26 protein-coding genes are annotated in these 19,996 nt (G+C 71.5%); 18 read left to right on the forward strand and 8 right to left on the reverse strand.

The features are described 5' to 3' along the window. Nucleotides 1–137: 137 nt before the first annotated feature. From ACZ6KY_RS41485 to ACZ6KY_RS41505, 5 genes are all read left to right on the forward strand, one after another. Nucleotides 138–653, forward strand: coding sequence for a hypothetical protein (locus ACZ6KY_RS41485; RefSeq protein ID WP_334647013.1), 516 nt, complete (start codon nt 138–140; stop codon nt 651–653). Then, complete coding sequence (locus tag ACZ6KY_RS41490; RefSeq protein ID WP_469315434.1) at nt 650–1,336, forward strand: hypothetical protein; 687 nt, start codon at nt 650–652, stop codon at nt 1,334–1,336. Before ACZ6KY_RS41485 ends, ACZ6KY_RS41490 begins: the two co-directional genes overlap by 4 nt. Next, nucleotides 1,333–1,863, forward strand: coding sequence for a hypothetical protein (locus tag ACZ6KY_RS41495; protein ID WP_469315435.1), 531 nt, complete (start codon nt 1,333–1,335; stop codon nt 1,861–1,863). The genes ACZ6KY_RS41490 and ACZ6KY_RS41495 overlap by 4 nt, the downstream gene beginning before the upstream one ends. Nucleotides 1,864–2,120: 257 nt before the next feature. Beyond that, nucleotides 2,121–2,966, forward strand: coding sequence for a ParA family protein (locus ACZ6KY_RS41500; RefSeq protein WP_469315436.1), 846 nt, complete (start codon nt 2,121–2,123; stop codon nt 2,964–2,966). Further along, nucleotides 2,966–3,748, forward strand: a complete 783-nt coding sequence (locus ACZ6KY_RS41505) for a hypothetical protein (protein ID WP_391223901.1) — start codon at nt 2,966–2,968, stop codon at nt 3,746–3,748. Before ACZ6KY_RS41500 ends, ACZ6KY_RS41505 begins: the two co-directional genes overlap by 1 nt. A 93-nt stretch (nt 3,749–3,841) precedes the next feature. On the opposite strand, the gene ACZ6KY_RS41510 is transcribed toward ACZ6KY_RS41505, so the two are convergent. Together ACZ6KY_RS41510 and ACZ6KY_RS41515 are read right to left on the reverse strand one after the other, a co-directional pair. After that, nucleotides 3,842–4,147 carry a hypothetical protein gene (locus ACZ6KY_RS41510; protein ID WP_266862543.1) on the reverse strand — a complete coding sequence of 102 codons (306 nt, stop codon included), beginning with the start codon at nt 4,145–4,147 and terminating at the stop codon, nt 3,842–3,844. A gap of 213 nt (nt 4,148–4,360) precedes the next feature. Further along, complete coding sequence (locus ACZ6KY_RS41515) at nt 4,361–4,561, reverse strand: hypothetical protein (RefSeq protein ID WP_469315437.1); 201 nt, start codon at nt 4,559–4,561, stop codon at nt 4,361–4,363. 159 nt (nt 4,562–4,720) lie between these two features. Here ACZ6KY_RS41515 and mobF point away from each other — a divergent pair, with 159 nt between their 5' ends. From mobF to ACZ6KY_RS41530, 3 genes are all read left to right on the forward strand, one after another. Then, nucleotides 4,721–6,568: a MobF family relaxase gene (gene mobF, locus ACZ6KY_RS41520; RefSeq protein ID WP_469315438.1), complete on the forward strand. Its 1,848-nt coding sequence runs from the start codon at nt 4,721–4,723 to the stop codon at nt 6,566–6,568. Continuing rightward, nucleotides 6,565–6,918 (forward strand): hypothetical protein, encoded by a 354-nt coding sequence (locus tag ACZ6KY_RS41525; RefSeq protein WP_469315439.1) that lies wholly within the window; start codon nt 6,565–6,567, stop codon nt 6,916–6,918. The genes mobF and ACZ6KY_RS41525 overlap by 4 nt, the downstream gene beginning before the upstream one ends. Nucleotides 6,919–7,163: 245 nt before the next feature. Next, complete coding sequence (locus ACZ6KY_RS41530; RefSeq protein WP_469315440.1) at nt 7,164–7,343, forward strand: hypothetical protein; 180 nt, start codon at nt 7,164–7,166, stop codon at nt 7,341–7,343. A gap of 297 nt (nt 7,344–7,640) precedes the next feature. Here ACZ6KY_RS41530 and ACZ6KY_RS41535 read toward each other — a convergent pair whose 3' ends face one another. Next, nucleotides 7,641–8,084 (reverse strand): hypothetical protein, encoded by a 444-nt coding sequence (locus ACZ6KY_RS41535; RefSeq protein ID WP_469315441.1) that lies wholly within the window; start codon nt 8,082–8,084, stop codon nt 7,641–7,643. A 263-nt stretch (nt 8,085–8,347) separates the two neighbouring features. Here ACZ6KY_RS41535 and ACZ6KY_RS41540 point away from each other — a divergent pair, with 263 nt between their 5' ends. Beyond that, complete coding sequence (locus ACZ6KY_RS41540) at nt 8,348–8,818, forward strand: hypothetical protein (protein WP_391223896.1); 471 nt, start codon at nt 8,348–8,350, stop codon at nt 8,816–8,818. A gap of 385 nt (nt 8,819–9,203) precedes the next feature. Next, nucleotides 9,204–9,995: a replication-relaxation family protein gene (locus tag ACZ6KY_RS41545; protein WP_469315449.1), complete on the forward strand. Its 792-nt coding sequence runs from the start codon at nt 9,204–9,206 to the stop codon at nt 9,993–9,995. A 56-nt stretch (nt 9,996–10,051) separates the two neighbouring features. Here ACZ6KY_RS41545 and ACZ6KY_RS41550 read toward each other — a convergent pair whose 3' ends face one another. Beyond that, complete coding sequence (locus tag ACZ6KY_RS41550) at nt 10,052–10,756, reverse strand: hypothetical protein (RefSeq protein ID WP_469315442.1); 705 nt, start codon at nt 10,754–10,756, stop codon at nt 10,052–10,054. A gap of 242 nt (nt 10,757–10,998) precedes the next feature. Between ACZ6KY_RS41550 and ACZ6KY_RS41555 the strand changes: the two genes are divergently transcribed. From ACZ6KY_RS41555 to ACZ6KY_RS41580, 6 genes are all read left to right on the forward strand, one after another. Further along, the gene (locus tag ACZ6KY_RS41555) at nt 10,999–11,265 is read left to right on the forward strand and encodes a hypothetical protein (protein ID WP_334647023.1); all 267 of its coding nucleotides are present in this window, start codon (nt 10,999–11,001) and stop codon (nt 11,263–11,265) included. Next, entirely contained in the window at nt 11,234–11,767 is a 534-nt protein-coding gene (locus ACZ6KY_RS41560; protein WP_054215500.1) for a DUF6879 family protein, read from the forward strand. The genes ACZ6KY_RS41555 and ACZ6KY_RS41560 overlap by 32 nt, the downstream gene beginning before the upstream one ends. A gap of 16 nt (nt 11,768–11,783) precedes the next feature. Next, nucleotides 11,784–12,632 carry a helix-turn-helix domain-containing protein gene (locus ACZ6KY_RS41565; protein ID WP_469315443.1) on the forward strand — a complete coding sequence of 283 codons (849 nt, stop codon included), beginning with the start codon at nt 11,784–11,786 and terminating at the stop codon, nt 12,630–12,632. 97 nt (nt 12,633–12,729) lie between these two features. Further along, nucleotides 12,730–12,912 carry a hypothetical protein gene (locus ACZ6KY_RS41570; RefSeq protein ID WP_469315444.1) on the forward strand — a complete coding sequence of 61 codons (183 nt, stop codon included), beginning with the start codon at nt 12,730–12,732 and terminating at the stop codon, nt 12,910–12,912. Between the two features lie 44 nt (nt 12,913–12,956). Continuing rightward, nucleotides 12,957–13,367, forward strand: a complete 411-nt coding sequence (locus tag ACZ6KY_RS41575; RefSeq protein WP_469315445.1) for a DUF6415 family natural product biosynthesis protein — start codon at nt 12,957–12,959, stop codon at nt 13,365–13,367. Between the two features lie 46 nt (nt 13,368–13,413). After that, the gene (locus ACZ6KY_RS41580) at nt 13,414–14,271 is read left to right on the forward strand and encodes a hypothetical protein (protein ID WP_469315446.1); all 858 of its coding nucleotides are present in this window, start codon (nt 13,414–13,416) and stop codon (nt 14,269–14,271) included. Here the strand turns inward: ACZ6KY_RS41580 and ACZ6KY_RS41585 are convergent. Both ACZ6KY_RS41585 and ACZ6KY_RS41590 read right to left on the reverse strand, forming a co-directional pair. Further along, nucleotides 14,268–14,609 (reverse strand): hypothetical protein, encoded by a 342-nt coding sequence (locus ACZ6KY_RS41585; protein WP_383049996.1) that lies wholly within the window; start codon nt 14,607–14,609, stop codon nt 14,268–14,270. The two genes, ACZ6KY_RS41580 and ACZ6KY_RS41585, sit on opposite strands and share 4 nt — an antisense overlap. A gap of 103 nt (nt 14,610–14,712) precedes the next feature. Next, the gene (locus ACZ6KY_RS41590) at nt 14,713–15,138 is read right to left on the reverse strand and encodes a hypothetical protein (protein ID WP_469315447.1); all 426 of its coding nucleotides are present in this window, start codon (nt 15,136–15,138) and stop codon (nt 14,713–14,715) included. 207 nt (nt 15,139–15,345) lie between these two features. Between ACZ6KY_RS41590 and ACZ6KY_RS41595 the strand changes: the two genes are divergently transcribed. Both ACZ6KY_RS41595 and ACZ6KY_RS41600 read left to right on the forward strand, forming a co-directional pair. Next, on the forward strand, nt 15,346–15,582 hold the full coding sequence (locus ACZ6KY_RS41595) for a hypothetical protein (RefSeq protein ID WP_393685959.1): 237 nt from the start codon (nt 15,346–15,348) through the stop codon (nt 15,580–15,582). A gap of 425 nt (nt 15,583–16,007) precedes the next feature. Further along, nucleotides 16,008–16,193, forward strand: a complete 186-nt coding sequence (locus ACZ6KY_RS41600) for a hypothetical protein (protein ID WP_334647031.1) — start codon at nt 16,008–16,010, stop codon at nt 16,191–16,193. 70 nt (nt 16,194–16,263) lie between these two features. Here ACZ6KY_RS41600 and ACZ6KY_RS41605 read toward each other — a convergent pair whose 3' ends face one another. Continuing rightward, the gene (locus ACZ6KY_RS41605) at nt 16,264–19,134 is read right to left on the reverse strand and encodes a helicase associated domain-containing protein (protein ID WP_469315448.1); all 2,871 of its coding nucleotides are present in this window, start codon (nt 19,132–19,134) and stop codon (nt 16,264–16,266) included. 36 nt (nt 19,135–19,170) lie between these two features. Next, complete coding sequence (locus ACZ6KY_RS41610; RefSeq protein WP_467006882.1) at nt 19,171–19,797, reverse strand: hypothetical protein; 627 nt, start codon at nt 19,795–19,797, stop codon at nt 19,171–19,173. Nucleotides 19,798–19,996 lie beyond the last annotated feature (199 nt).

Consider the following 19,996-nt stretch of genomic DNA (forward strand, 5'->3'; position numbering starts at 1 on the left):
CCCCCCCCCCCCCCCCCCCCCCCCCCCCCCCCCCCCCCCCCCCCCCCCCCCCCCCCCCCCCCCCCCCCCCCCCCCCCCCCCCCCCCCCCCCCCGCTTCCCCGTTCTGCCCCTCACCAGCACACCGAGGAGACCCTGCGTGTTAGCAACCCTGATCACCGCCGCCCTCGCGATCGTCGCCACGCTGCTGGGCGCGATCGTCAGCGGCCGCTTCCAGGAGCGCGCCGCCGAACGGCAGGTGCGCGTCAGTCACGGCGAGGCGATCCGCCGCGACCGCCTGGAGGCCGTCACCGCGCTCGCCTGCGCCGCCAGCGACCACCGCGCGACGATGTGGAGGCGCGGCGACGCCGTCCTCAAGGGCGCCGGCACCGACCGGATCGAGGCCCTGCGCGGTGAGAGCCACATGACCCGCAGCGCGGTCACCCGCCCGCTGGTCGCCCTGCGCGTCCTCTTCGAGGACCAGGCCGTGCGCGCCGCGGCCGACCGCATGATCACGCTCACGTACGCGATCCGGGACGCGTACGCCACCACCGAGGACCTGACCGCCGCTCGGGAGGCCGCGAAGGTCGCCCACGACGACTTCGTCAACGCCGCCGCCCGCTACCTGCGCCCGGCGAGCACTCACCCCACCTTCGAGCAGGAGCCCACCCGATGATCCGTCGCTTCCGCCGCTGCGGCCACGCCCCCGGCGCCATCTCCCCCGAGGACCAGGCCGTCGTCGACCAGTTCCGCGCGATGCTCGCCGCCGTACGCGACCCGCAGCCCTGGACGCCCGGCTGCGCCCAGGACATCGCCGTGCGGATCGGGCCCTTCGTGGAACGCGCCCACCCCCGCCCCGGCGACGACCACGGCCCCGAGATGATCGCCGTGTCCCTGGTCCACCCCGACACCCCGCACGCCGCGGCCTACCTCCACGGCCGCCAGCTCGGCTACACCGAACGCGGCTGGCTGCGCTGCGAGACCAGCGCGATCCTCGGCGTCTGGCAGCCCGGATACGCGATGCTCACCCACGCCGCCGCGAACCTCCCCCTGCCCGACGACGTCGGCATGGAGCTCGCGCACTACGCCCTCTACATCGAGGCCCGCCGACGCGACGACAGCCTCGACGGCTTCACCCTGCTGCGCGTCGGCCCGTACACACAGACCCGGCACGCCCAGCAGGACTACGACCGGCTCACCGCCACGCTGGAGGGCAGGGAGACCACCGCGGTGCCCGGGTTCCGCGTCTCCGCGCGGTACGCGCCGTTCGACGTCAGCGACCACCAGCTGTTCGTCGACCCGTACGAGGCCGACGCCGTGGCGCTCCTGGCCGCCGCCGTTGCGGGGGTGAGCGCGTGACCACGCCTCTGTACGAGATCGAGACCAGCGAGGGCGACGACGGCAGCCGGCACCCCGTCGAACTGCTCTGGACGCCGTGCGCTGACGACGCGGCGGACAGCGGCTTCGTCGCCCACCGCGACCTGTACGTCACCGGGATCGACGACCCGACCGAGGATCACCTCTATCCGGTCGCGTTCATCGTGCTCGGGCACCAGCGGTGGGCCGACGCCATCGAGGCCGCAGCTGCTTACATGGCCCGGACCCACGGCTGGCGGAACCTACACCTGTACCCCGGCGACGACCCGGCCGTGCTCATCCCCCGCATCCCGCGCGCCGTCCTCACGTACGGCGTGTTCTTACGACACCCACACCCTGATCAAGGCGGCTGTGGGTGCGAGTGGGATGAGACATGGCGCATGGTCTGGGCGCCGGCCGCCGAACCCGGGGCTGTACCGATCACCGCCCTGCGGCACCCCGCCGCGCTGGTGACCGCAGCCGGAATCCCCAACCCTGATGAAGGCACGTCCGCTACCTGGGCCGCCTGATCTGCAGCACCCCGAAGGCCCGTGTTCCCTGCGACCCACCGCAGGGAACACGGGCCTTTTTTGCGTTCCAGGCTCCGGCGCGACTCGCCAGGACGGGCGACAGCAGGGGCGTTTCCCAAATTTGGGAAACGGCGGACCGCTACGCTGCCTCCCGTACGCGCAGGTCAACGCGATGCCTCTCACCAGGGTGATTTGCCTGGGGAGCGCCTGAGCAGCGACGATCCGGCGCGGAAGTGATCGCATAGGTGGAGGTTGGCGTGGACGCAGTCGCGAACTACTCGGAGAAGGGGGGCGTCGGGAAGACGAGCAACTCCGCGGGCATGGTGGCCGAAGCTGCCGAACGCGGGTTGAACGTTCTCGCCGTCGACCTCGATCCCCGGGCCACGCTCACCGAGGAGCTCGGAGTCAAGGACCCGCGCTTCACGCTGAACGACCTCCTCTACATCGATCCCGAAGCCGACACGCCTCCCGGCGATCCCGCCGAACTGATCCACGACGCGATCGTGCGGGCCGGTGACGGATGGCCGTCCAACGTCTGGGTGCTCCCCTCGGAACGGCCCCTCGGCCGCCGTGAGACCGACTCCACCATGTTCGAGGCACGTCTGCGCCGTGCCCTGGAAGGGCTGGACGGGGAGATCGACCTCGCTGTGATGGACGTCCCGCCACGAGCGGGCGGCAAGCTCGCCACCTGTGCGCTCATCGCCGCCAAGAAGGTCCTCATCCCCGCCACCCTCACCGCCGACGGCCGACTCGGAGCCGAGCAAGCGCTCCGTACCATCCGATTCGTCAGTGCCCCCGGCAGCGGGATGAACGAGGACCTGGAGATCGCCGGGGTGGTGAGGAGCATCCTGCCGAAGAAGGACGACATGCGCGCCGTCAACCACTTCGTCAACGGGCAGCTCGTGGAAACCTTCGGCGACAAGGTGCTCGACCACCTCACAGCCGATGAGGGGCACTACCCCGGGATCGTCAGCTACTCCGTCCGGGAGGAGTGCCGGGTGGCCTGCACGCCGATCACCTCCGCTCCCGGCCGCGAGGCCAAGAAGCTCCGCGGCTGGTACGGCCAGCTCCTGGACCACGTCGTCACACAGAAGGGCGCCTGATGGCTTCCAAACTGCTCCAGAAGGCCGCAGCCGCTGCGCCCCCTGCGAAGGCTGGACGGGGCGGCCTCCAGAAAGCCGCGGACCGAGCCGACCCGGCCGACACGGCTCTTGGCCTCGTGCCGCTCCCGCGCGCTGCGCACGAGGGAACTGCGGAGGAGCGCCTGGCCGTACTCGAAGGCATCATCGGCAAGGCTCAGGACAACGCGGAGCTCACCGTTCGGCAGGCGAAGGACAAGTTCAGTCGGGAGGCCGGCCCCGCGCTGGCGCTCATCCACGACGATGAACTGTGGCGCCCGGACTACGAGAGCTTCGTCGACTACGTGAAGCGGCGGTGGGACTACTCCTCCACCCACGGATACCTCCTGGTCGCCACGGCCAAGGTGCAGAAGGCGCTCCCAGAGGGCACGAGCGCGAACACCGGGCACGTCCAGGTCCTCGCGCCGGTGCTCCGGCACAACGGGCTGGAAGCCGTCAGCGAAGCGTGGGCGAAGTCCGAGAAGAGGAACGGGCAGCCCACCGCGACGACCCTCAAGGCCGCCGTCGACGGTCTCGGGTACGGCAAGCCGAAGCAGGCGATCCAGGGCGAGGTGCTGAGCAGCACCAACCACGCGGCTACCACACCGAGCGCGGTGGGCCAGTTGGAGAACGCCGTGGCCCTCGCGAAGAAGCACCTGACGCGGGGGCTGGTGAAGAAGGCGTTCGAGGAGAGCCCGGAGGATGCCCGGCGTCTCGCTGAGGAAGTCGCCTCATGGGCGGCAACGGTGACCAAGGCCGCCAAGTAGCGCGCTGACACCCTTGGGGCCGGTTTCCCAAGTTTGGGAAACCGGCCCCAACGCGTGTCCGGGCGCAGCTGGGAGATGAACGCCGTGTCCAGATCAGGGACCGGTGAGGATGTCGTGGGTGCCGATGCGACGCCAGATCACGTGCGGGGTGTCGGGACGACGTGCTGGTCCGTATTGCCACGTGGCGCGTCCTGCGGGGCCGGTGCCCATGGACCAGGTGAGCTCGTAGATCCCCGTCGCCCGTTGAACGCGCTTGATGCGGAGGCCAGCGCGGAAGCGTCCTCCGGCGCGCAGGTCCTCGACGAAGGCCGCCACGGTCTGGCGGAACTTGCGGCGTTGTTCCGGGGTGAGGCGGTCCAGGTCGGCAGCGAAGCGCGGCAGGGTCTCGTACGTGGGCACGGTGAACCTCCAGGACGCACGAAGCCCCCGGCCGGTCGGCCGGGGGCGGTGGTGGCTGGTCGTGTTGAAGGGCGTCGGTGACGTGGTGTGCTCAGCGGTGGTGGACGGTCCGGGGAGTGGTGCGCTGGTGCGCGTTGGATGGCATGGGAGTCGGCTGGAGGCGGATGTCGTAGTGGGGGGTGCTGTCGGTGCGCAGCATTCGCACGGCCGCCGTCAGCTCCCCGCGCGGTCGTTCATCAGGTCGTTCCACTTCTGCTTGATGACCGGGTCGTTGGTGCAGCGGGTGCAGTGGGGCAGGTAGTCGATCCGAGTGGGCTGGGGCACGCCCGCAGAGCGGACGACGACCTTCGGGCGCCGCGTGAGCGGGCGACGGCACAGCGGGCAGAGGTCTTCGTGGAGAAGATTCGCTTTCATGCGGCGCACTGTGCACACGTCGGCGGCTTACCGTCTCGGGCTGCCGGGACGGCCCGCCTGGCGGGCGCTGCGGTAAAGACTTGGTGATGGCCTCCCGCCCGGCGGGAAGGACCCCGGATTGCGCTTTTGTGCAGGTCAAAGCCGGTGTTCCATGGTCCGGTGATCAGTAAATCGGAGGTCCGCCCGGGTGACGGGTGGCGGTACTACTTCCGCGGCGTGATGGTCGGCGATGGCCACCGCCCCGCGAGCACGCCGCTGCGCGCCGCCCAGGACGAGGCTGGTGTCCCGCCCGGGATCTGGAGGGGCCAGGGCCTGGCCGCGGTCGGCCTCACGGCCGGGGACGTGGTGACCGAGCGGCAGGCCGAGCTGCTCCTGGGGGAAGGCCGGCACCCGGACGCCGACCGGATCGAGCGCGAGCGCCTGGAGGCGGGCGACGATCCGGCAAAGGCCCGGCGGGCGACCGTGCTGGGCAGGCCCATCGAGCACAACCGCTCCCCGAAGACCGAGAAGGCCAAAGAGCGCACCCCCTGGCTGGGCATGGACCTCACGTTCCGGCCGCCGCCGACGGCGCACATCGCGTGGGCACTCGGGGGCGACGAGGAACGGCTGGTGCTGGAAGAGTGCCAGGACATCTCGGTGGACAAGACCCTGGAGTGGCTGGGGGAGTCGGTCGCGCAGATCCGGTCGGGGAGCGGCGGCAAGCACCGCAAGCCGATCCGGGACGGCGGGCTGATCGTCGCGGTGTTCCGGCACTACGAGTCCAGAGCTGAGGAGTCGAAGCCGCTGCTGCACGATCATGCGGTGGTGTCGATCCGCGCCCGCCGGCCGGACGCCAAGGGCACATGGGGCAACCTGTCGGCGGACACGCTGCTGTCCCACATCGTTGTCGCCGACACCCTGTACCTCCTGTTCTTCATGGAAGAGGTGTCTGCCCGGCTCGGGTGGGCCTGGGAGCCGCGCGAGGTGACACCCGGCCGCCGTCCCGTCATGGAGATCGCGGGCATAGACCAGCGGCTCATCGGCTGGCAGTCCACGCGCCGTCAGCAGATCGAGGAAGCGCTGTTCGTCCTCACAGGCGAGTACGTGGAAGAGCACGGGCACGAGCCGGGAGAGAAAGCCGCCTACGGGCTGGCCTGCCGGGCCGCCGACCGGACACGCCCGCCCAAGCGCAAGGAGCCACGGCCGCTGTCCGAGCTGCGCCAGCGGTGGCGGGAGTCGGCCATCGACGCGTTCGGCGCCGACGTCATCGACCGGCTGGCGCAGCGGGCGCGAGCGGCGGCCGCGGCGGTGTGGGCGCGGGTGCGGCCGGTGGTCGACGTCGCCCTGGCGGCCGTCGACGTCGTCGCCGTGGTGTACGTGATGCGCGGCGCGTTCAAACGCCACCACCTGCTCGCTGAAGCGCGCCGCTACCTCTCCTACGTCCTACGCGGCCGCCCCATCCAGCCGGGCCTGGACGAGACGATCGTGCAGACCGTGGTCGACGACTACACCCGCCCCGTCGGCCGGGGCCTGATGATGACCGCCGACCTGCACGCCCTGTACCCGCGCGACACCGGCGACCAGGCCGTGCTGCGCCCGCTGACCCGCAACCGGACGCTTCCTCTCTACGCGCGGGCCCGCCTCGCCGCCGACGCGTTGAAGGCCCGGATGCACGCGGCGCGCCGTGCGGAGCGCCTGGGTTCCCGAGCCCGCCCGCACACCGTCGCCGTGCCTGGCACCTCGAGGTCTGGCCTGCTTCCGTCGCGCCCGGACCGGGAGGCCGACCGCGCCCAGGAGCAGCAGCAAGGGACCGAGGCTGCCGCGCTGGAGCAGACCCGCGCCACGATCGAGGCCGTCGCCCAGATGGCCGCCAGGCTCCAGGACACAGTCCGGGAGCGCGCCGCCGCCCGCGCAGCCGCCCGCGCCGCCCGGCAGCGGTCCGCCCCGCCAGCGCCCGCACCGTCACACACCCCGCCGCCCGGCGCGCAGCCGACGCCTGGCCGGACACCCACGGGAGGACTCGCATGACCACACCGGAGACCCCCGAGATCCCGGAGTTGAAGGACGTCCTCGCCCGAGCCCGCGCAGCCAGTGGGGAGATAGCCGCCGCGCTCGATGAGGACCAGGAGCCCGAGCCCGAGGAGCCCGTGGGCTGGCAACCGATCTGGAAGCGGCCCCGGACACCGAAGTCGAAGGCGGCCAAGAAGAAGCAGCTGGACGATCAGCGGGAGCGGCTCCAAGACGCCGGGAAGCGCCGCCTCGCGGCCGGGGAGTCGCGCCGGCCCCGCTCCCGGCAGAGCCGGATCGGCAACGCGGCCGCGCGCCGCGATGCCCGCGCCCTGTCCCGGGTACGGCACTCCAACGCCTGGCTGCGGTGACGATGCCCGGCATCGTCCACCGAGTGGAGCCGACGATGTTCAGCATCCAGTGGCGATGCACGACATCGGGTGGGCTCCACTCGGTGGGCTCCACCCGATGGGGCCGACGATGTTCAGCATCCAGTGGCGATGCACGACATCGGGTGGGCTCCACTCGGTGGGCTCCACCCGATGGGCCGCACCGAGTGGGCTCCACCCGATGGACTCCACCGAGTGGACGCCACCGTGGTGCGCACCGGATGACGATGGACGCCACTCTGATGCGCACCACGATGTCCGCCACCGCACCCGGTGCGCACCATCCGACGGTGCCCGGTGCGCACGTGCTCACCCGGTGCGCCGCACCCGATGTCCCGCACCGCACCGGTGCGCGCACCGCCGGCCCACCCCTTGTCCAGGTCGCGGCGGGCGCGCATCGCTCCTAGACCAGGTTCGCTACCCAGCACGTTTCCCCTTGTCAGCGCCGGTCTGAGCTGTCGGACAGGTCGCAGTCAAGGGGGGTGTGTGATATAGGAGCCCGCCCGGCCGTGGCGCGCGCCCCGCACGGTGCGGCGCGGTCGGTGACGCGCCCCGCGATGGATGGTGCGGTGCGCCGGTGCGCGCACCACCGAAACGGTCACCGCACTTGGTGCGCACCGGGTGCGCACGGTGCGGTGCATCGTCCGGCGGTGGTGCGCACCCGATGCGCGCCGCACCGCACCACCCCCGTTCCGGATGCGCGGCTACGCGGTGGTGCGGTGCGCCGGGTGCGCTTCCATCGCCTGCTTCATCCCCGCGGCCTCCAGCTGGCGCAGGACGTCGGCGACGTCACCGTGGGCCTCGGTGAGGATGTTCTCGGCGAAGCGGGTGATGGTGTCGGCGATGCCCGGCAGACCGCCCAGGCACACGCCCTGGCACATGAGCTCCAGCAGCAGCCGCCCGAGCGCCGCGGCGAGGAAGGAGTGCGCGCAGGGCTCCCCGTCGTGGTCGTCCTCGGCGGTGATGGGGATGAAGACGCGCGCGGCGACGTCCAGGAGCAGCCGATGCAACTCCGGGCCCGTGGCCTTGGCGACCTCGCAGGCGGTGTCGATGTCGTCGGCCTGCAACGCCCGGATGTAGGCGAAGGCGTCGACCACGTCCTCCGGCTCCATCGGGGCGAGCGACGTGGTGACGGTGTTCTCTGGCATGGGTGGCTCCCTCGTCTTCGGGCCGCCCCGCTGATCGCGGCGGCCTCGAAGACACCCTCGAACCGCAGCCCTGTGGACAGAATCCGAGCACCGACGGTGAGCAGCCGCCGCCCGGCCCCTCACGACGTTTCCCCTTGACCTGGTCCGCTACCTGCGACATACCGCCCATTTTCAACGGGGAGAAATCTCCGTCCCGGCACGCTGCGCTACGGCTCCGGGAAAAGACGCTGCCGCCCGGGACGTGCCGCTGGGAGACTGCGGGGATGACCACGCAGCGGCTGCCGTTCCCGGTCCCGGACGACCGGGCCCACTACTTCGTCACCTGCTACGCCGACATGCACGACCTCGTGGAGGACCTGGTCGTGCCCGACGGTGTGCCCGAGGCCGCGGCGACGGTCCTGCGTACGGCGCGTGAGCTGCTGCGCCAGTCGTACTACTGCTACGAGTTCTCCACCGTGGCGGTCATGCACTCCCTGATCGCGGTGGAGATCGTGCTGCGCGACCGGATCCCGGACGCGGGCAAGAAGCCGCTGCACGGGCTCATCAAGCAGGGCGCGGCCGACGGCATCCTGACGGCTCGGCAGGCGGAGTACCTCGACTATGGTCGGCAGATCCGCAACGGGATGGCGCACGGCCAGACCACGCACGCGGTGATGCCGCCGGCCATGGCGGTGCCGATGGTGACGACGTCGTTCGCGATCGTCTCCGAGCTCTGCGCGACGCCTACCGGGTGATCACGGCTCGGTAACGGTGAACGGTGGATCGTCACACCGTCGACTTTCGCGACACCTCTAGCAAGTGACGGGGGGATTCCATCCGGACCCCCGCGCCACCTGCGTGAGGAGCTTCGCCATGACGTACACCAGCAGCGCCCGGCAGCCCGACCCGGAGCCGCGCCCGACCTGGACAAGGGGTGCTGAGCGCCTTCCGGGCGGCACGGAATCCAGTGCCGTGAACGGTGCCGTGAACGATTCCAACGTCGTGCCCATCACCGCAGCTCACACCGCCCGTCAGGGTGCCTCCCGGCACGCTGACACCTCTCTCCCTTCCCCTGAGACGTCGGCGAAGGGGAAGAGGTCCACTCCCACGGCCGGGAAGGTACGGGCCGATGCGCTGCGGATGCTGGGGTGTGTGCGGATAGCGACGGTTCGGCAGATGGCTTCGGTGATCACGGCGGAGGAGTCAGACGGCCGGTCGTACGTGCGCAGGGCGATGGTGGAACTGGCGGAGCTCGGGCTGGCGGAGACGAACGGCAAGCACGGCAAGGACAAGATCTGGAACCTGACGGTGGCGGGACAGAAGGCTCTGGCCGACGGCAACGAGCTGCCACCGCGCCCGAAGGCCGGCACCGGAGCGAAGGCGGTGAAGGCCGGGTTCGGTCCGCACGGCCTCGCGGTGACCGACACGATCCTGGCCTACGGCGGTCGGCGCTCGCTGACCGACTGGCAGGTGGAGGTGAACCACGCCATCAAGGAGACCGGCCTGAGCTTCAACACCGACGCCGTCCTCGCGTGGCCGACCAAGACCAGCGAGGTCCGCCTCTTCGAGCTCGACAACGGCACCATGTCCCAGGCCCGCCTCGCGAAGGAGGTCTGGGACTACGAGCGCTACGCCGGGCACCGCGTCTGGGAAGGCGCCCGCGGCACGATCGGCGGGACGTTCCCGTTCTGGCAGCGCCACCGCTACACCCGCTCGAAGACTTTCCCGCGGCTGCATGTCGTCTTGGCGGGGAAGGCGGAGCACCTGCTCGACAACCGCCTCCAGGCGCTCACCGCCGACGTGCGGGGCATTGCCGTCGCGGTGTGGGTGAACACTCTGCCGCGGCTCCAGCGGGGCGAGCCCTGGTACGAGATCGGCGTCGATGACCCGGACCGGCGCCGCGAGCGCTACCCCGAGCCTGCCGGCCGCTGACGTTCGAGCCGGGCAAGCTCTTCGGCGCGAGGGGCTTGCCCGGGGCGGCGAACCGGCTACGCCATGGCGGCGGCCACGGTCTCCAGGACGGCGCGCTGTTGCGGGGCGAGGGGTACGTCGATCCCGCGCAGTGAGCGGAGCGTGGTGCCTTCGGCGCACAGCCTGCACAGCCCGATCACCGGCATCGGACCGGCGCCGATCAGGGTGTGCGAGGAAGAGCTCTCGTAGACGGGCCGGTAGCAGCCGGGGCACAGGCGGCAGTCCTCGAGGTCGTCCGCCGGCGGCGCGTCCGGACCGAGCACCGGCACGATCCGCAGGAGGTTCTCCCCGGCTTCCGCCCACAGCCCCATCGGTCGCTCCGCGCTCCGCTCGAAGACGACGTCGCCGTCCGGGCCGTCGGAGGTGCGCACCCGGGCCAGCGTGCCGACACCTTCCTCCGGATGGTTGGGCATGAACGCCAGGACGGTCCTGTAGCCGGGGCCCTCGGTCACGCCGAAGACGTGGCCGCGCCCGGCCGCGAGGGCCGTGCCCACCTCGTTCAGCCCGCCGTCGACGTCGTTGCGTAGGCGCAGCGGCCAGGAGGCCGGAAGGCCGTCGATCTCGGCAGGGGAGGACGTGATCAGGATGCCGTTGCCGGACTGGCGAACGTCCAGGTGCTGCATTCCCTCGGTGGAGTGGAACGCGGTGCCGAACCACTCCGTGGTCGGCTGGCCGCTCTCGCTCCGGGGGCGGCGCGGCTTGTGCTGCTTGTGACGTCCCATGCTGTGCCTCGCAGACGTGGCCCCGTGCGCGGGCCGATCGGTCCGCTGAACCCACAACCGGCAGCCCGCCGACCTAGCTACGCCAGGGGCTCGCCGTTCACTCACCCGGCCCACCCGGCTGTCGGATTGAGCACGCTGTTGACCGAACGTGGGACCGAGCGGCCTCCGGTCTTGACCGAGAGTGCCGGTGCGCGAGACGGTCGGCGCAACTAAGCGCAACCGACTCGACACGGGAGAGCGCCATGACGTTACGGTTCGTCGGGATCGACCCGAACACGGGAGGCGGTGGGTCGCCGACGGTGTGGGTGGAGGAAGAGAGCGCCGACCTGGTCCTCCAGGGTGCGGAGGCCGAAGCGTTGTTGAAGGCGATGATCGGCGGGACCGAGTGGGTGCCCGGCCACGCGGTGGGCGTCCCGCCGCACGAGACGGTGATCCGCATCCCGGTCCGGATGGCGTCGATTCTGAGGGAGGCGTGTGATGTCGCAGAGCAGCGTGCCGGACTTCGCTGAACTGCTGAGGGGCGCTCAGCGCACGGCGGTCCACCTGGAGATGCGCGACAGCTACGGCGTCGGTGACGAGGCCGAAGAGATCGCGTTGTTCGCCCGGACCGGTCAGATCGACCTGGACCCCACGGCCCGCTGGTGGCCCGAGTGGCTCGGTCTGGTGAAGGAGACCCTGGCCCGGGGCGTGGTGATGCGGCGTGCCCGGATCGTCTCGGAGCCGGTGACCGACTACATCCGGTGGGAGCACGCGGCCACCGTGCTGAACGTGGGCGCCGGCGAACAGGTCCGCTGGCTGCCCCGCCGCAACGCCTCCGACATCGCCCTGCCCGGCAACGACTTCTGGCTGATCGACGGCCGCCTGGTGATGTTCCACTTCTTCAGCGGCGACGGTGACTGGGTCGACCCGGGCTGCGAACTCACCGAGGACCCGGCCGCGGTGAGCCTGTGCGCGTCGGCGTTCGAGACGGTCTGGGAGCGCGGCATCCCGCACGAGAAGTACACCGTCTAGGCCCCTGAACAGCACCGTGACCGCCTCTCCATCGTCCAGCGCACAGGCAGCCCGCGAGGCCCTCGCCGTGCGCTTGCAGCACCTGCGCAAGGACGCCGGCCTCACCGGGAAGGACATCTCCGCCCGGTGCGGCTGGCATCCGGCGAAGACGACCCGCCTGCAGAAGGGCGCGGCTCCGCCCTCGGACGCGGACATCCGCGCCTGGTGTGCGGCGTGCGGCGCGGACGACCAGGCGGAGGACCTCATTGCCACCGCCCGCGCGGTCGACTCGATGTACCTGGAGTGGCGCCGCCTCCATCGCAACGGGATGCGCACGGTCCAGGAGGGCTGGTACGCCCTGCACGAGCAGACCCGCGTCTGCCGCGTGTACGTCTCCAACGTCCCGCCCGGGTTCTTCCAGACCACCGGCTTCGCCACCGCCCTCATGGGCCAGATCACCGCCTTCCAGGGCACGCCGAACGACGTCTCCGAAGCGGTCGCCGCCCGGGTGGCGCGCTCCCGGTTCCTCTACGAGGGCGGACACCGCTACGTCGTCCTCATGGAGGAGTCGGTCCTGCGCTTCCGCACCGCCGACCCCGACGCGATGCGCGGGCAGCTGCGCCACCTCCTGGCCGTGATGCCGCTCGCCTCGGTCTCGCTGGGCATCATCCCGTTCACCGCGCAGCGCACCGTGTGGCCGCTGGAGGCGTTCTACCTCCACGACGACGACGTGGCCGTGGTGGAGACGCTGACGGCGGAGATCAAGGTGACGCAGCCGCGCGAGCTCGCCGACTACGCGAAGGCGTTCGCCGGCCTCGCGGAGATGGCCGTGTACGGCGACGCGGCCCGCGACCTGATCCGGGCCGCGATCGACGCCCTGGAGTGAAGCTGCCGCAATTACTCGCAATCTCGTTGAGGCCAGTCGCCAACGCTGCGTAGCGTCGAAGTCACCGACGGACCACCAGCCGGAGAGGCGGGGCCGCATGCGCGCACACACCGACACCACCGCCCCGGCCCCGGAGGGCCGCGGCCTCCAGTCGCCCGCCTACGGCGTTCCCTCCCCGGCCCTGCTGGCCCGCGCGGACCGCGGCTTCGCCCGGTTCCTCGGTCAGCACGGCGAGGACCAAGACGACGGGGACGGCGGCGGCGAGGACACCCAGCGGTGACCGCCGGCCACCCGCGCGAAGACGCCCCAGCAGCGAGGCCCGCCATGCACACCAGCAGCCACACGGTCCTGTACGACCCCGACGGGCTGATCGAGGCGGAGCTCCCGCTGGATCGCGAGCCGTACGAGTGCCTCGTCAAGGCCGTCCTCGCGTGGACCGGCGAGGACACGCTCGCGGAACGCGACTACGAGCAGATCGGCCTCCAGCTGACCGGCCACGCACGCGCGGTCGCCTCCGACGTCCGGCGCCGCGCGAACCAGCTGCCCAAGGACAGCGGGCCCCGGGCGCTCGCCGACGTCGTCCTGCGCGAGGCGGAAGGCCGGCTGTCCGTCCCGCTGGAGGGCACCGTGCGCTGTGTCCAGAACCGCGCCCGCCTGGTCCGCGCCCTCTACGAACGGCTGGACCGGCTCGAGGCCGCGCTCGCCCCGGAGAGAGTTGCGCCGACCGTCGGCTGACCCGTGTCCGGGGCCGACGGCCGCGCGGAAGGGTACAAGTACCGGTATGGCGCGGGAACGGATCCGGTGGCCGGCGGTCGTCGACCGGGCCCGGGAGATCGTGGACAGCTACGAGGGCGGCGTCACGCTGCGCCAGGTCATGTACCGCCTGGTCTCCGAGGGCGCGCTGCCGCACACGGCGCCGATGTACCGGCGGCTGTCCGCGCAGCTGGCCAAGGCCCGCCGGGAGGGCCGCTTCCCCGACCTGATCGACACCGTCCGGGAGATCCACGTCCCACCCGCATGGGAGGGCGCAGACGCGTTCGTCTCGGAGATGCCCGACTGGTTCCGCCTCGACCGCACCGAGGGCCAGGAGCACGCCCTGTACGTTGCGGCGGAGAAGGACACCCTGCGCCAGCAGCTGACCGGCTGGCTCGCTCCTGCGGGCATCCCGGTGCTGGTGGTCCGCGGCTTCGGCTCGCAGTCGTACGCCGACATCGTCCACGACCGGGTCACCGCCGACCCGCGCGACGGGGTCCTTCTCGTGGTCGGTGACTTCGACTGCTCGGGTGAGGACATCGAGCGCGACTGGGTGGTGCGCACCGGCTGCTGGAGCCGGACGGAGCGGGTGCTGCTGACCTACGACCAGGTCCGCGCCTACGAGCTGCCCGCGACCGAGGGCAAGCAGGGTGACCCGAGGTGGCCGGCCTTCGCCGACCGGTACGGCTTCGACCCCCGGCGCCCGGTGCAGTGGGAGGTGGAGGCGTTGGAGCCGGCCGAACTCCAGCGCCTGGTCCTCGCGGCCGTCGACCCGTACATCGACCGCGACGTCCTCGCCCGGCAGATCGCCCGCGAGGAGCAGCAGCGCCGCGCCCTTCAGGAGTTCGTCGGCCGGTGGGGCGCGGCGTCCGGGGGGCCGTCCTAGCGCTGTACGGGGGCCTGCGCGGCTTGGGCGAAGTGCAGCACGACTGCCTTGGCCCCGGCGGCGAGTTCGTCCGACAGGTCACTGCTGCGCGGGTGGGTGGGGTGGTTCTTCACCCAGATCATGGAGAACTTGATGATCTGGTCGATGTCGCTGGGGCGCAGCAGGATCGCGTCGCCGGTGTGGAGCGGCTCGGGCTGCCGGTGCTGCCACAGCCGGTAGAAGCGGCCCTCGACGTCGTTGAAGCCGAGGTGCCGGTCGCCGTGCGGGTTGATCAGGTGGGTGGTGAAGGGCAGATCGCTCGGGCCCGGCTGCCAGGGCTGCTCCTGCTGGCTCAACATGTCCTCCGTCGATACGCGGTGATCACAACGGTGCCGAGTGTGTCAGCGCCGGGCGGGGGCGGTCCGGGCTTCCGGCCACTTCGCCCGCCCCGGGGCCGACGGGTCAACGGCGGCGTCCGACCGTGCCGCGGACGAGGACGTAGGGAGTCACGCAGAAGGCAGCGACGTTGCAGGCGACGAGCAGAGCGATGAACAGCCAGTAGGAGAAGCCGTGACCGTCGGAGGCGGCAACGAGCGACCCGGAGGTGAGGCTGATGAAGATGCCGGTGACGGCGAGCCCGGCAGCCCAGCCCAGCGCGCTCATGCCGAAGCCGAGACCGATGAAGGACCAGAACAAGAAGGGACCGACAAGGACCGCGATGGCCAGGAACACCGGCGGGGTGACATCCCGGTCGCCGATGAAATCCGTGAGCTGAGGGACGGAGATGAAGGTCCATAAGCCGGTGAAGGCGAGGCCGATGACGATGGCGACGATCGTGATCACGCGGTTGGCACGGCTGGCGGAGGCGGGGTTCGCGGCGTCAGTCATGAGGCAGGGACTCCATCTACTACGGCGGGCGAGGTGATCGGATCCATCCCGGTATAGCCGACGCGGACCACAAGGGGGCGCGCTTCCGCGCAAGGCGTCCGGGACCCGACCATGGGGCCGACCGCGCTGGTCCGCACCCGATCTGCCGCGCCAGGGGCGGGCGTGTCCGAAGTGACACACAATTCGAACAAGCGATCTAATACGGGGATGGACGCGACCGACTTCCCCGACGACCTGGTGCAGACGCAAGCCGCCTGGAACGCCACCTACGACGCGCTCGCCGCACCCCGCCCCCGCGACACCACCACCCTGCGCCGCCGCCTGCTGCTCCTGTCCGTACGGCTGTGGTGGCACCCCTACTGGGAGAGCGCGCCCTCGGTGCCGGCAGCGCGATCCGAGCTGCGCCAACTGGCTCGCGCCCAAGGAGCCGTCCGGGCCGCGTGACCCGCGCGCCTCGGACGACCAGGAGCACGAGGTTGCGGCAAGGGTTGCGCCTGGCTGTTGCGCTGGAGGTTGCGACAGGGGTTGCGCCTACTGTTGCGCGACTGGACGGACCGGCTCCGTGTTCGTGCAGGTCACCACGCGGTTTCGCCGTGGTCGGGGTGCTGACATCCCCGTTGCGGCCGCTCTGCCCATGTCCCCTGGCTGGAGTGAAGGAGTAAGGGACGGGCGGGATGGGCGGTACGGCCGCGGCCGGGGATCGGGGCGCGCTCAGCCGGTTGCGCGGCGGCCGGGCCCGCCGCGCCGCACCCGCCGTCGGCCCGGCGGCCGGGCCGGGACGGAAGTCGCCGGCACCCTGGTGCTGTCCTCCGGGCGCTGAGCCCCACCAAGGGGTGAGGCGGGAAGCTCCCGCCGGAGGAGGTACGACCGTGATCGTTCGACTCGTGGGCGGCCCGCTCGCTGGACGCGAGCTGGAGACCACCGACGCCCCGTGGGCCGGGGACTGGCTCACGGCCGGTGACGCCGACTGGGGCCTGTACGTCCCGGTCCACCGTGACGCGGTGACCGGCGTCGTCCTGGCGGAGGTCCGGGTCACCATCCCGCGCCGCCGGTAGCGGCCGCGTCCTGACGTGCGAAACCCCGGGCCCTGACATCGGGCCCGGGGTCCGGTCAGAGCCGGGGCGGTCAGTAATCGTCGCGCTCGGAGTTCGGCCCGTACCGCTCGATGAGGTCGCAGGTGCAAGTCCCGCCCTCGTAGTGCGTCTTGTCGCACTCCTCGTGGTGGTCCCACGGCTGCCGTTCCGTCGGGGCCGCCGACGGAACGGGCTGCGCCGGGGCGGCCTCGACGGCCAGGACCGCGCCCGCCCAGTCCATGCCCAGCGCGGCGAGGGCGGCGAGCTGCTCCGCCGTGAGCTTGTCGCGCCTCGACTTGGTGTTCGAGAGCCACACCCCCAGCTTCACCGGCACTGGCTCCGCCTCGCCATCGGCCGTGATCTCCACGACCGTGCCGCGCGGGACGGGCCGCTGCCCTTCCTGCTCCACCCACTGCGCCAGAGCTGCCAGGCCCCGCTGGAACGCCGCCTCCGCCTTGCTCCCGGCCTTCTTCGGGCCCTTGGCCGCGTCGGCCGGCGCCGGAGGGAGCTCCGACGGGGCGGCGGCTGTCACGGCGAGGGAGGCGCCCCGCACGCCCAGCGCGGACAGCCGCTCCCGCTGCTCGGGTAGGAGCTGCGCCCAGATGCCCGGCTCCTGCTGCCGCCACCTCCAGGTGCCGATGTCGTCGCCGTCGTAGACGACGCCCGGTGCGATGTAGGGCAGGACGCCGTCGGCGTCGACTAGGTCGGCAAGCACCCGGTAGTGGCGCTGCCAGCTCAGCGGCCACGGGCAGTCCCAGTCCGGGTCGATCTCCGTCAGCTGCGCCGCGCGCGCGGCGGCCCGCTGCGGGTCCTTGCCCAGGCCGCCCTTCCGGCGCAGGTTCGCCATGTGCTGCCCGATGGGCACCATCGCCTCGCCCTCGCCCCACACCGCGTCCTGACGCGGTGCGAGGTGCCCGGTGGCCCGGCGGTAGGACCGCAGGGCGGCGAGCTTGCTCTCCCACGCCTCCTCGCCCGGCTCCCACACCATCCCGGCCTCCGGCGCGTCCAGCAGCGTCTTGCGCCGCTCCTCCAGCTCCCCGGCCCGCAGCGCTTTCCGCTGTTGGTGGACCCAGCGGCCAAGCGGAAAGGACTTCGTGACGCCGACTTCGACCTCGACGTCGTAGGGCACGGCGTGGACGCCGGTGATCTCGTTCTCCTTCCGCCAGCGGATGAGAGCCTGGTAGCCCTCCAGCCACACCAGGGACTCCGGCCGGTAGACCCGCGTACGGAGGAACGCCGCGATCGTCGCGGCGTCGCGCGGGCTGGAGAAGTGGAGCAGGGCGGCTTCGGCGGCGGCCTGGGTGTCGTCGTCCTCCTGGTCCTCGCCGTCGCCCGCGCCGCCGGCCCCGACGATCTGCCCGTCTTCGTCACGCTGGACGTGCACCTTGCGCTTGCCGCTCGTGAGCGCACGGGAAGCGAGCTGCTCAACGAGTCGGTCATCGTGCGAGCGCAGGCCCTGGAGGACGGCTACAAGGGGGCGAAACGAGGCGCTGGCGACCATGTCCGTCGGGTCCTCGTTCGGCTCCAGGAAGACCGGCACGATGATCCTGGCGACCTTGGTGGAGCCGTCGCGGTTCAACCTGAGCGCGCGGCCGATGTTCTGCACGATCTCCACCTGGGAGCCGCGGGTGTCCGCGAAGCAGATCGAGTCGACTCCCCGCTCGCCGGTGATGTCCACACCCTCCCCGAGAACGCGAACGCTGGCGAGGAAGGCGCGGTGCACCCGGCGCCCGGTGGCGTCGATGCCGTTGGCGAACTGGCGCAGAGCTTCCCGGCGTTCGGCTACGAGGTGGTCGCCGCACAGCCACGCCGACCAGACGCGGTCCGGCGGGACGTGGCGGCCGGCCTCCAGCTCGTAGAACTCCGCGTCGATCGAGGACGCGGGGAGCTTGTCGGCGGCGGCCAGGTCGGCGTCGGAGGCGTCGTTCAGGTACAGCGCGGCAGCGGTCTCGGGCAGCTTGTCCGCGAACGCGCGGGCCTCTTCGACCTTCTGGTGGAACGTCATGACCGTACGGAGGTTGTACGCGGCGGCGTGCTCCAGGAGCGCGGTCTGCAACAGGGCCAGGCGCCGGCCCCGCTGCGCCTCCTCCGACTCCCCGAGGACAGGCGAGGGATCGCGGATCTCCAGGACGTCGATCTCGAATCCGGCAAGGATTTCGCGCTCGATGGCCTCGCTCAGACCGAGCTCAGCGAGCCACGCGCCGTAGGTGCCCTCCGGGTCGTCCGACATCGTCGCGAGCTCCACCTCCTGGCCGTCCGCGCCCTTCTGCGGGCGGGCCGCGGCGAGGATGCGCGGGGTCGCGGTGAGGTAGAGCCGGAAGTCCGCCGGGATCCGCTGGTTGTCGTGGATCGCCGCCCACGGCCGCCCAAGATCACCAGCGGTTCCGTGGGCCTCATCCACGATCGCGAGGTCGAAGCCGTCCATGCGCTGCCCGTAGAGGCGCTCCCCGCCCGCCAGAGCGGCCTCCAGCGGCCCGCGAACCCTCCGCTGGCCCTCGGGTGCGTCGATGTCCTCCCGGTCCACGAGAGAGGCGTACGTGGCGAACACGACCACGGGCCCGTGCCCGGCCCACAGGGCGAGCTGGATGGGGTTGGTGGTGGTGCGCACTCCGAGCTCGTTCAGGACCGCGTCGTTCTCCAGCGAGCACACCGCGACCATCGGGGCCCGGTGGCCCACCGCCCGCCACGCCTGGGCGGTCTGGGCGAGCAGGTCCAGGGTCGGCACGGTCACGAGGATCCGGCCGTCCGCGAAGCTCTCCAGCGCGCACGCGGCGGCCGTGATCGTCTTGCCCGAGCCGGTCGCTGACACGATCGTTCCCCGGGCACCCTGCGGGGGCACGGATGACCTTGCAGGGAATCCCACCCACTTCCTAAACGCGGACCGCTGGTCTACCTGGTGTTCCTTGAGCCGAATCGCTGACATTCCGCGCCTCCCCTGGAGTTGAATTCCTGCGGTCTTTCAGAGGGCCGCGTGCGGAATGCAGGCCGCGCCCATGTCGTTCCAGATCGACGCATCCGCCTTGTGCCAGCCGCCCGGCTTTCCGTCCTTGAAGGGCGGCTTGTCGTCCGGGTCGTAGTGACCGGCATCGAGCGTGCAGACGACGTAGTCCCCATCGCTGTTGACCGTCCGGGCCGTGCACAGACCGCCGGCCTCGCCCAGCGCCTCCAGGACCTGGCGGCGCCTGGTGGTGTGCGGGTACGTGGCGGGCAGTACGGCTTCCCGGACGTACCGCTCCAGCCGCACCAGGTCGACGCGCTCACGCTGCCTCACGTCCGCGATGTGTACGGCCAGTTCAGCGGCCCCGGCCGACCGACCGCCGCGCCGGGACCACTCCCGGTCCGCGATGCCCACCAGGGCCTCGCTCACGGCCGCCACGCCCTTGTCCCAGCCGTCCTCGAACTCAGCGCCACGAGGGCGCGGCGCCATGCCGTCCAGCTCCACCACCTGGCACTGCGCCCCTGCGACCGCCCCGGCCTCCAGCGCGGCCACCAGGTCGTCCGCCTCGCTCGCGGGCACTCCCTGCGCCTCCAGGAGCGCGAACAGCCTCAACCGGGCGTTCACGCCTGCCGTCTGATACTGGCTCACCCGACGCACAGAATCGCTGCTCAGCGCGGGATCGGGTCCGGTAGATTCGTGGTGACCGGTCATCTGCGGTCGTTCCTCTCGGAATTCCGGGGAGGTTCCCGGGCGGTTGGGGGGTGTCCCGTGTTTCCGCCAACGGTACATGCTGCATCAACCCGATGCATGCACTACACTGGAACTCACGCGAACGAGCGACCCCCAC

The sequence above is a fragment of the Streptomyces sp. NPDC042002 genome (assembly GCF_055588305.1).

Bases quoted from the DNA above. Each gene is read 5' to 3' on its own strand.
- ACZ6KY_RS41535 (WP_469315441.1), bottom strand. From the start codon at position 8,084: ATGCCAGAGAACACCGTCACCACGTCGCTCGCCCCGATGGAGCCGGAG.
- ACZ6KY_RS41570 (WP_469315444.1), top strand. From the start codon at position 12,730: ATGCGCGCACACACCGACACCACCGCCCCGGCCCCGGAGGGCCGCGGC.
- ACZ6KY_RS41575 (WP_469315445.1), top strand. From the start codon at position 12,957: ATGCACACCAGCAGCCACACGGTCCTGTACGACCCCGACGGGCTGATC.
- ACZ6KY_RS41560 (WP_054215500.1), top strand. From the start codon at position 11,234: ATGTCGCAGAGCAGCGTGCCGGACTTCGCTGAACTGCTGAGGGGCGCT.
- ACZ6KY_RS41530 (WP_469315440.1), top strand. From the start codon at position 7,164: ATGGACGCCACTCTGATGCGCACCACGATGTCCGCCACCGCACCCGGT.
- ACZ6KY_RS41505 (WP_391223901.1), top strand. From the start codon at position 2,966: ATGGCTTCCAAACTGCTCCAGAAGGCCGCAGCCGCTGCGCCCCCTGCG.
- ACZ6KY_RS41540 (WP_391223896.1), top strand. From the start codon at position 8,348: ATGACCACGCAGCGGCTGCCGTTCCCGGTCCCGGACGACCGGGCCCAC.
- ACZ6KY_RS41580 (WP_469315446.1), top strand. From the start codon at position 13,414: ATGGCGCGGGAACGGATCCGGTGGCCGGCGGTCGTCGACCGGGCCCGG.
- ACZ6KY_RS41545 (WP_469315449.1), top strand. From the start codon at position 9,204: ATGCTGGGGTGTGTGCGGATAGCGACGGTTCGGCAGATGGCTTCGGTG.
- ACZ6KY_RS41605 (WP_469315448.1), bottom strand. From the start codon at position 19,134: ATGTCAGCGATTCGGCTCAAGGAACACCAGGTAGACCAGCGGTCCGCG.
- ACZ6KY_RS41595 (WP_393685959.1), top strand. From the start codon at position 15,346: ATGGACGCGACCGACTTCCCCGACGACCTGGTGCAGACGCAAGCCGCC.
- ACZ6KY_RS41550 (WP_469315442.1), bottom strand. From the start codon at position 10,756: ATGGGACGTCACAAGCAGCACAAGCCGCGCCGCCCCCGGAGCGAGAGC.
- ACZ6KY_RS41515 (WP_469315437.1), bottom strand. From the start codon at position 4,561: ATGAAAGCGAATCTTCTCCACGAAGACCTCTGCCCGCTGTGCCGTCGC.
- ACZ6KY_RS41590 (WP_469315447.1), bottom strand. From the start codon at position 15,138: ATGACTGACGCCGCGAACCCCGCCTCCGCCAGCCGTGCCAACCGCGTG.
- ACZ6KY_RS41585 (WP_383049996.1), bottom strand. From the start codon at position 14,609: ATGTTGAGCCAGCAGGAGCAGCCCTGGCAGCCGGGCCCGAGCGATCTG.
- ACZ6KY_RS41525 (WP_469315439.1), top strand. From the start codon at position 6,565: ATGACCACACCGGAGACCCCCGAGATCCCGGAGTTGAAGGACGTCCTC.
- ACZ6KY_RS41490 (WP_469315434.1), top strand. From the start codon at position 650: ATGATCCGTCGCTTCCGCCGCTGCGGCCACGCCCCCGGCGCCATCTCC.
- ACZ6KY_RS41555 (WP_334647023.1), top strand. From the start codon at position 10,999: ATGACGTTACGGTTCGTCGGGATCGACCCGAACACGGGAGGCGGTGGG.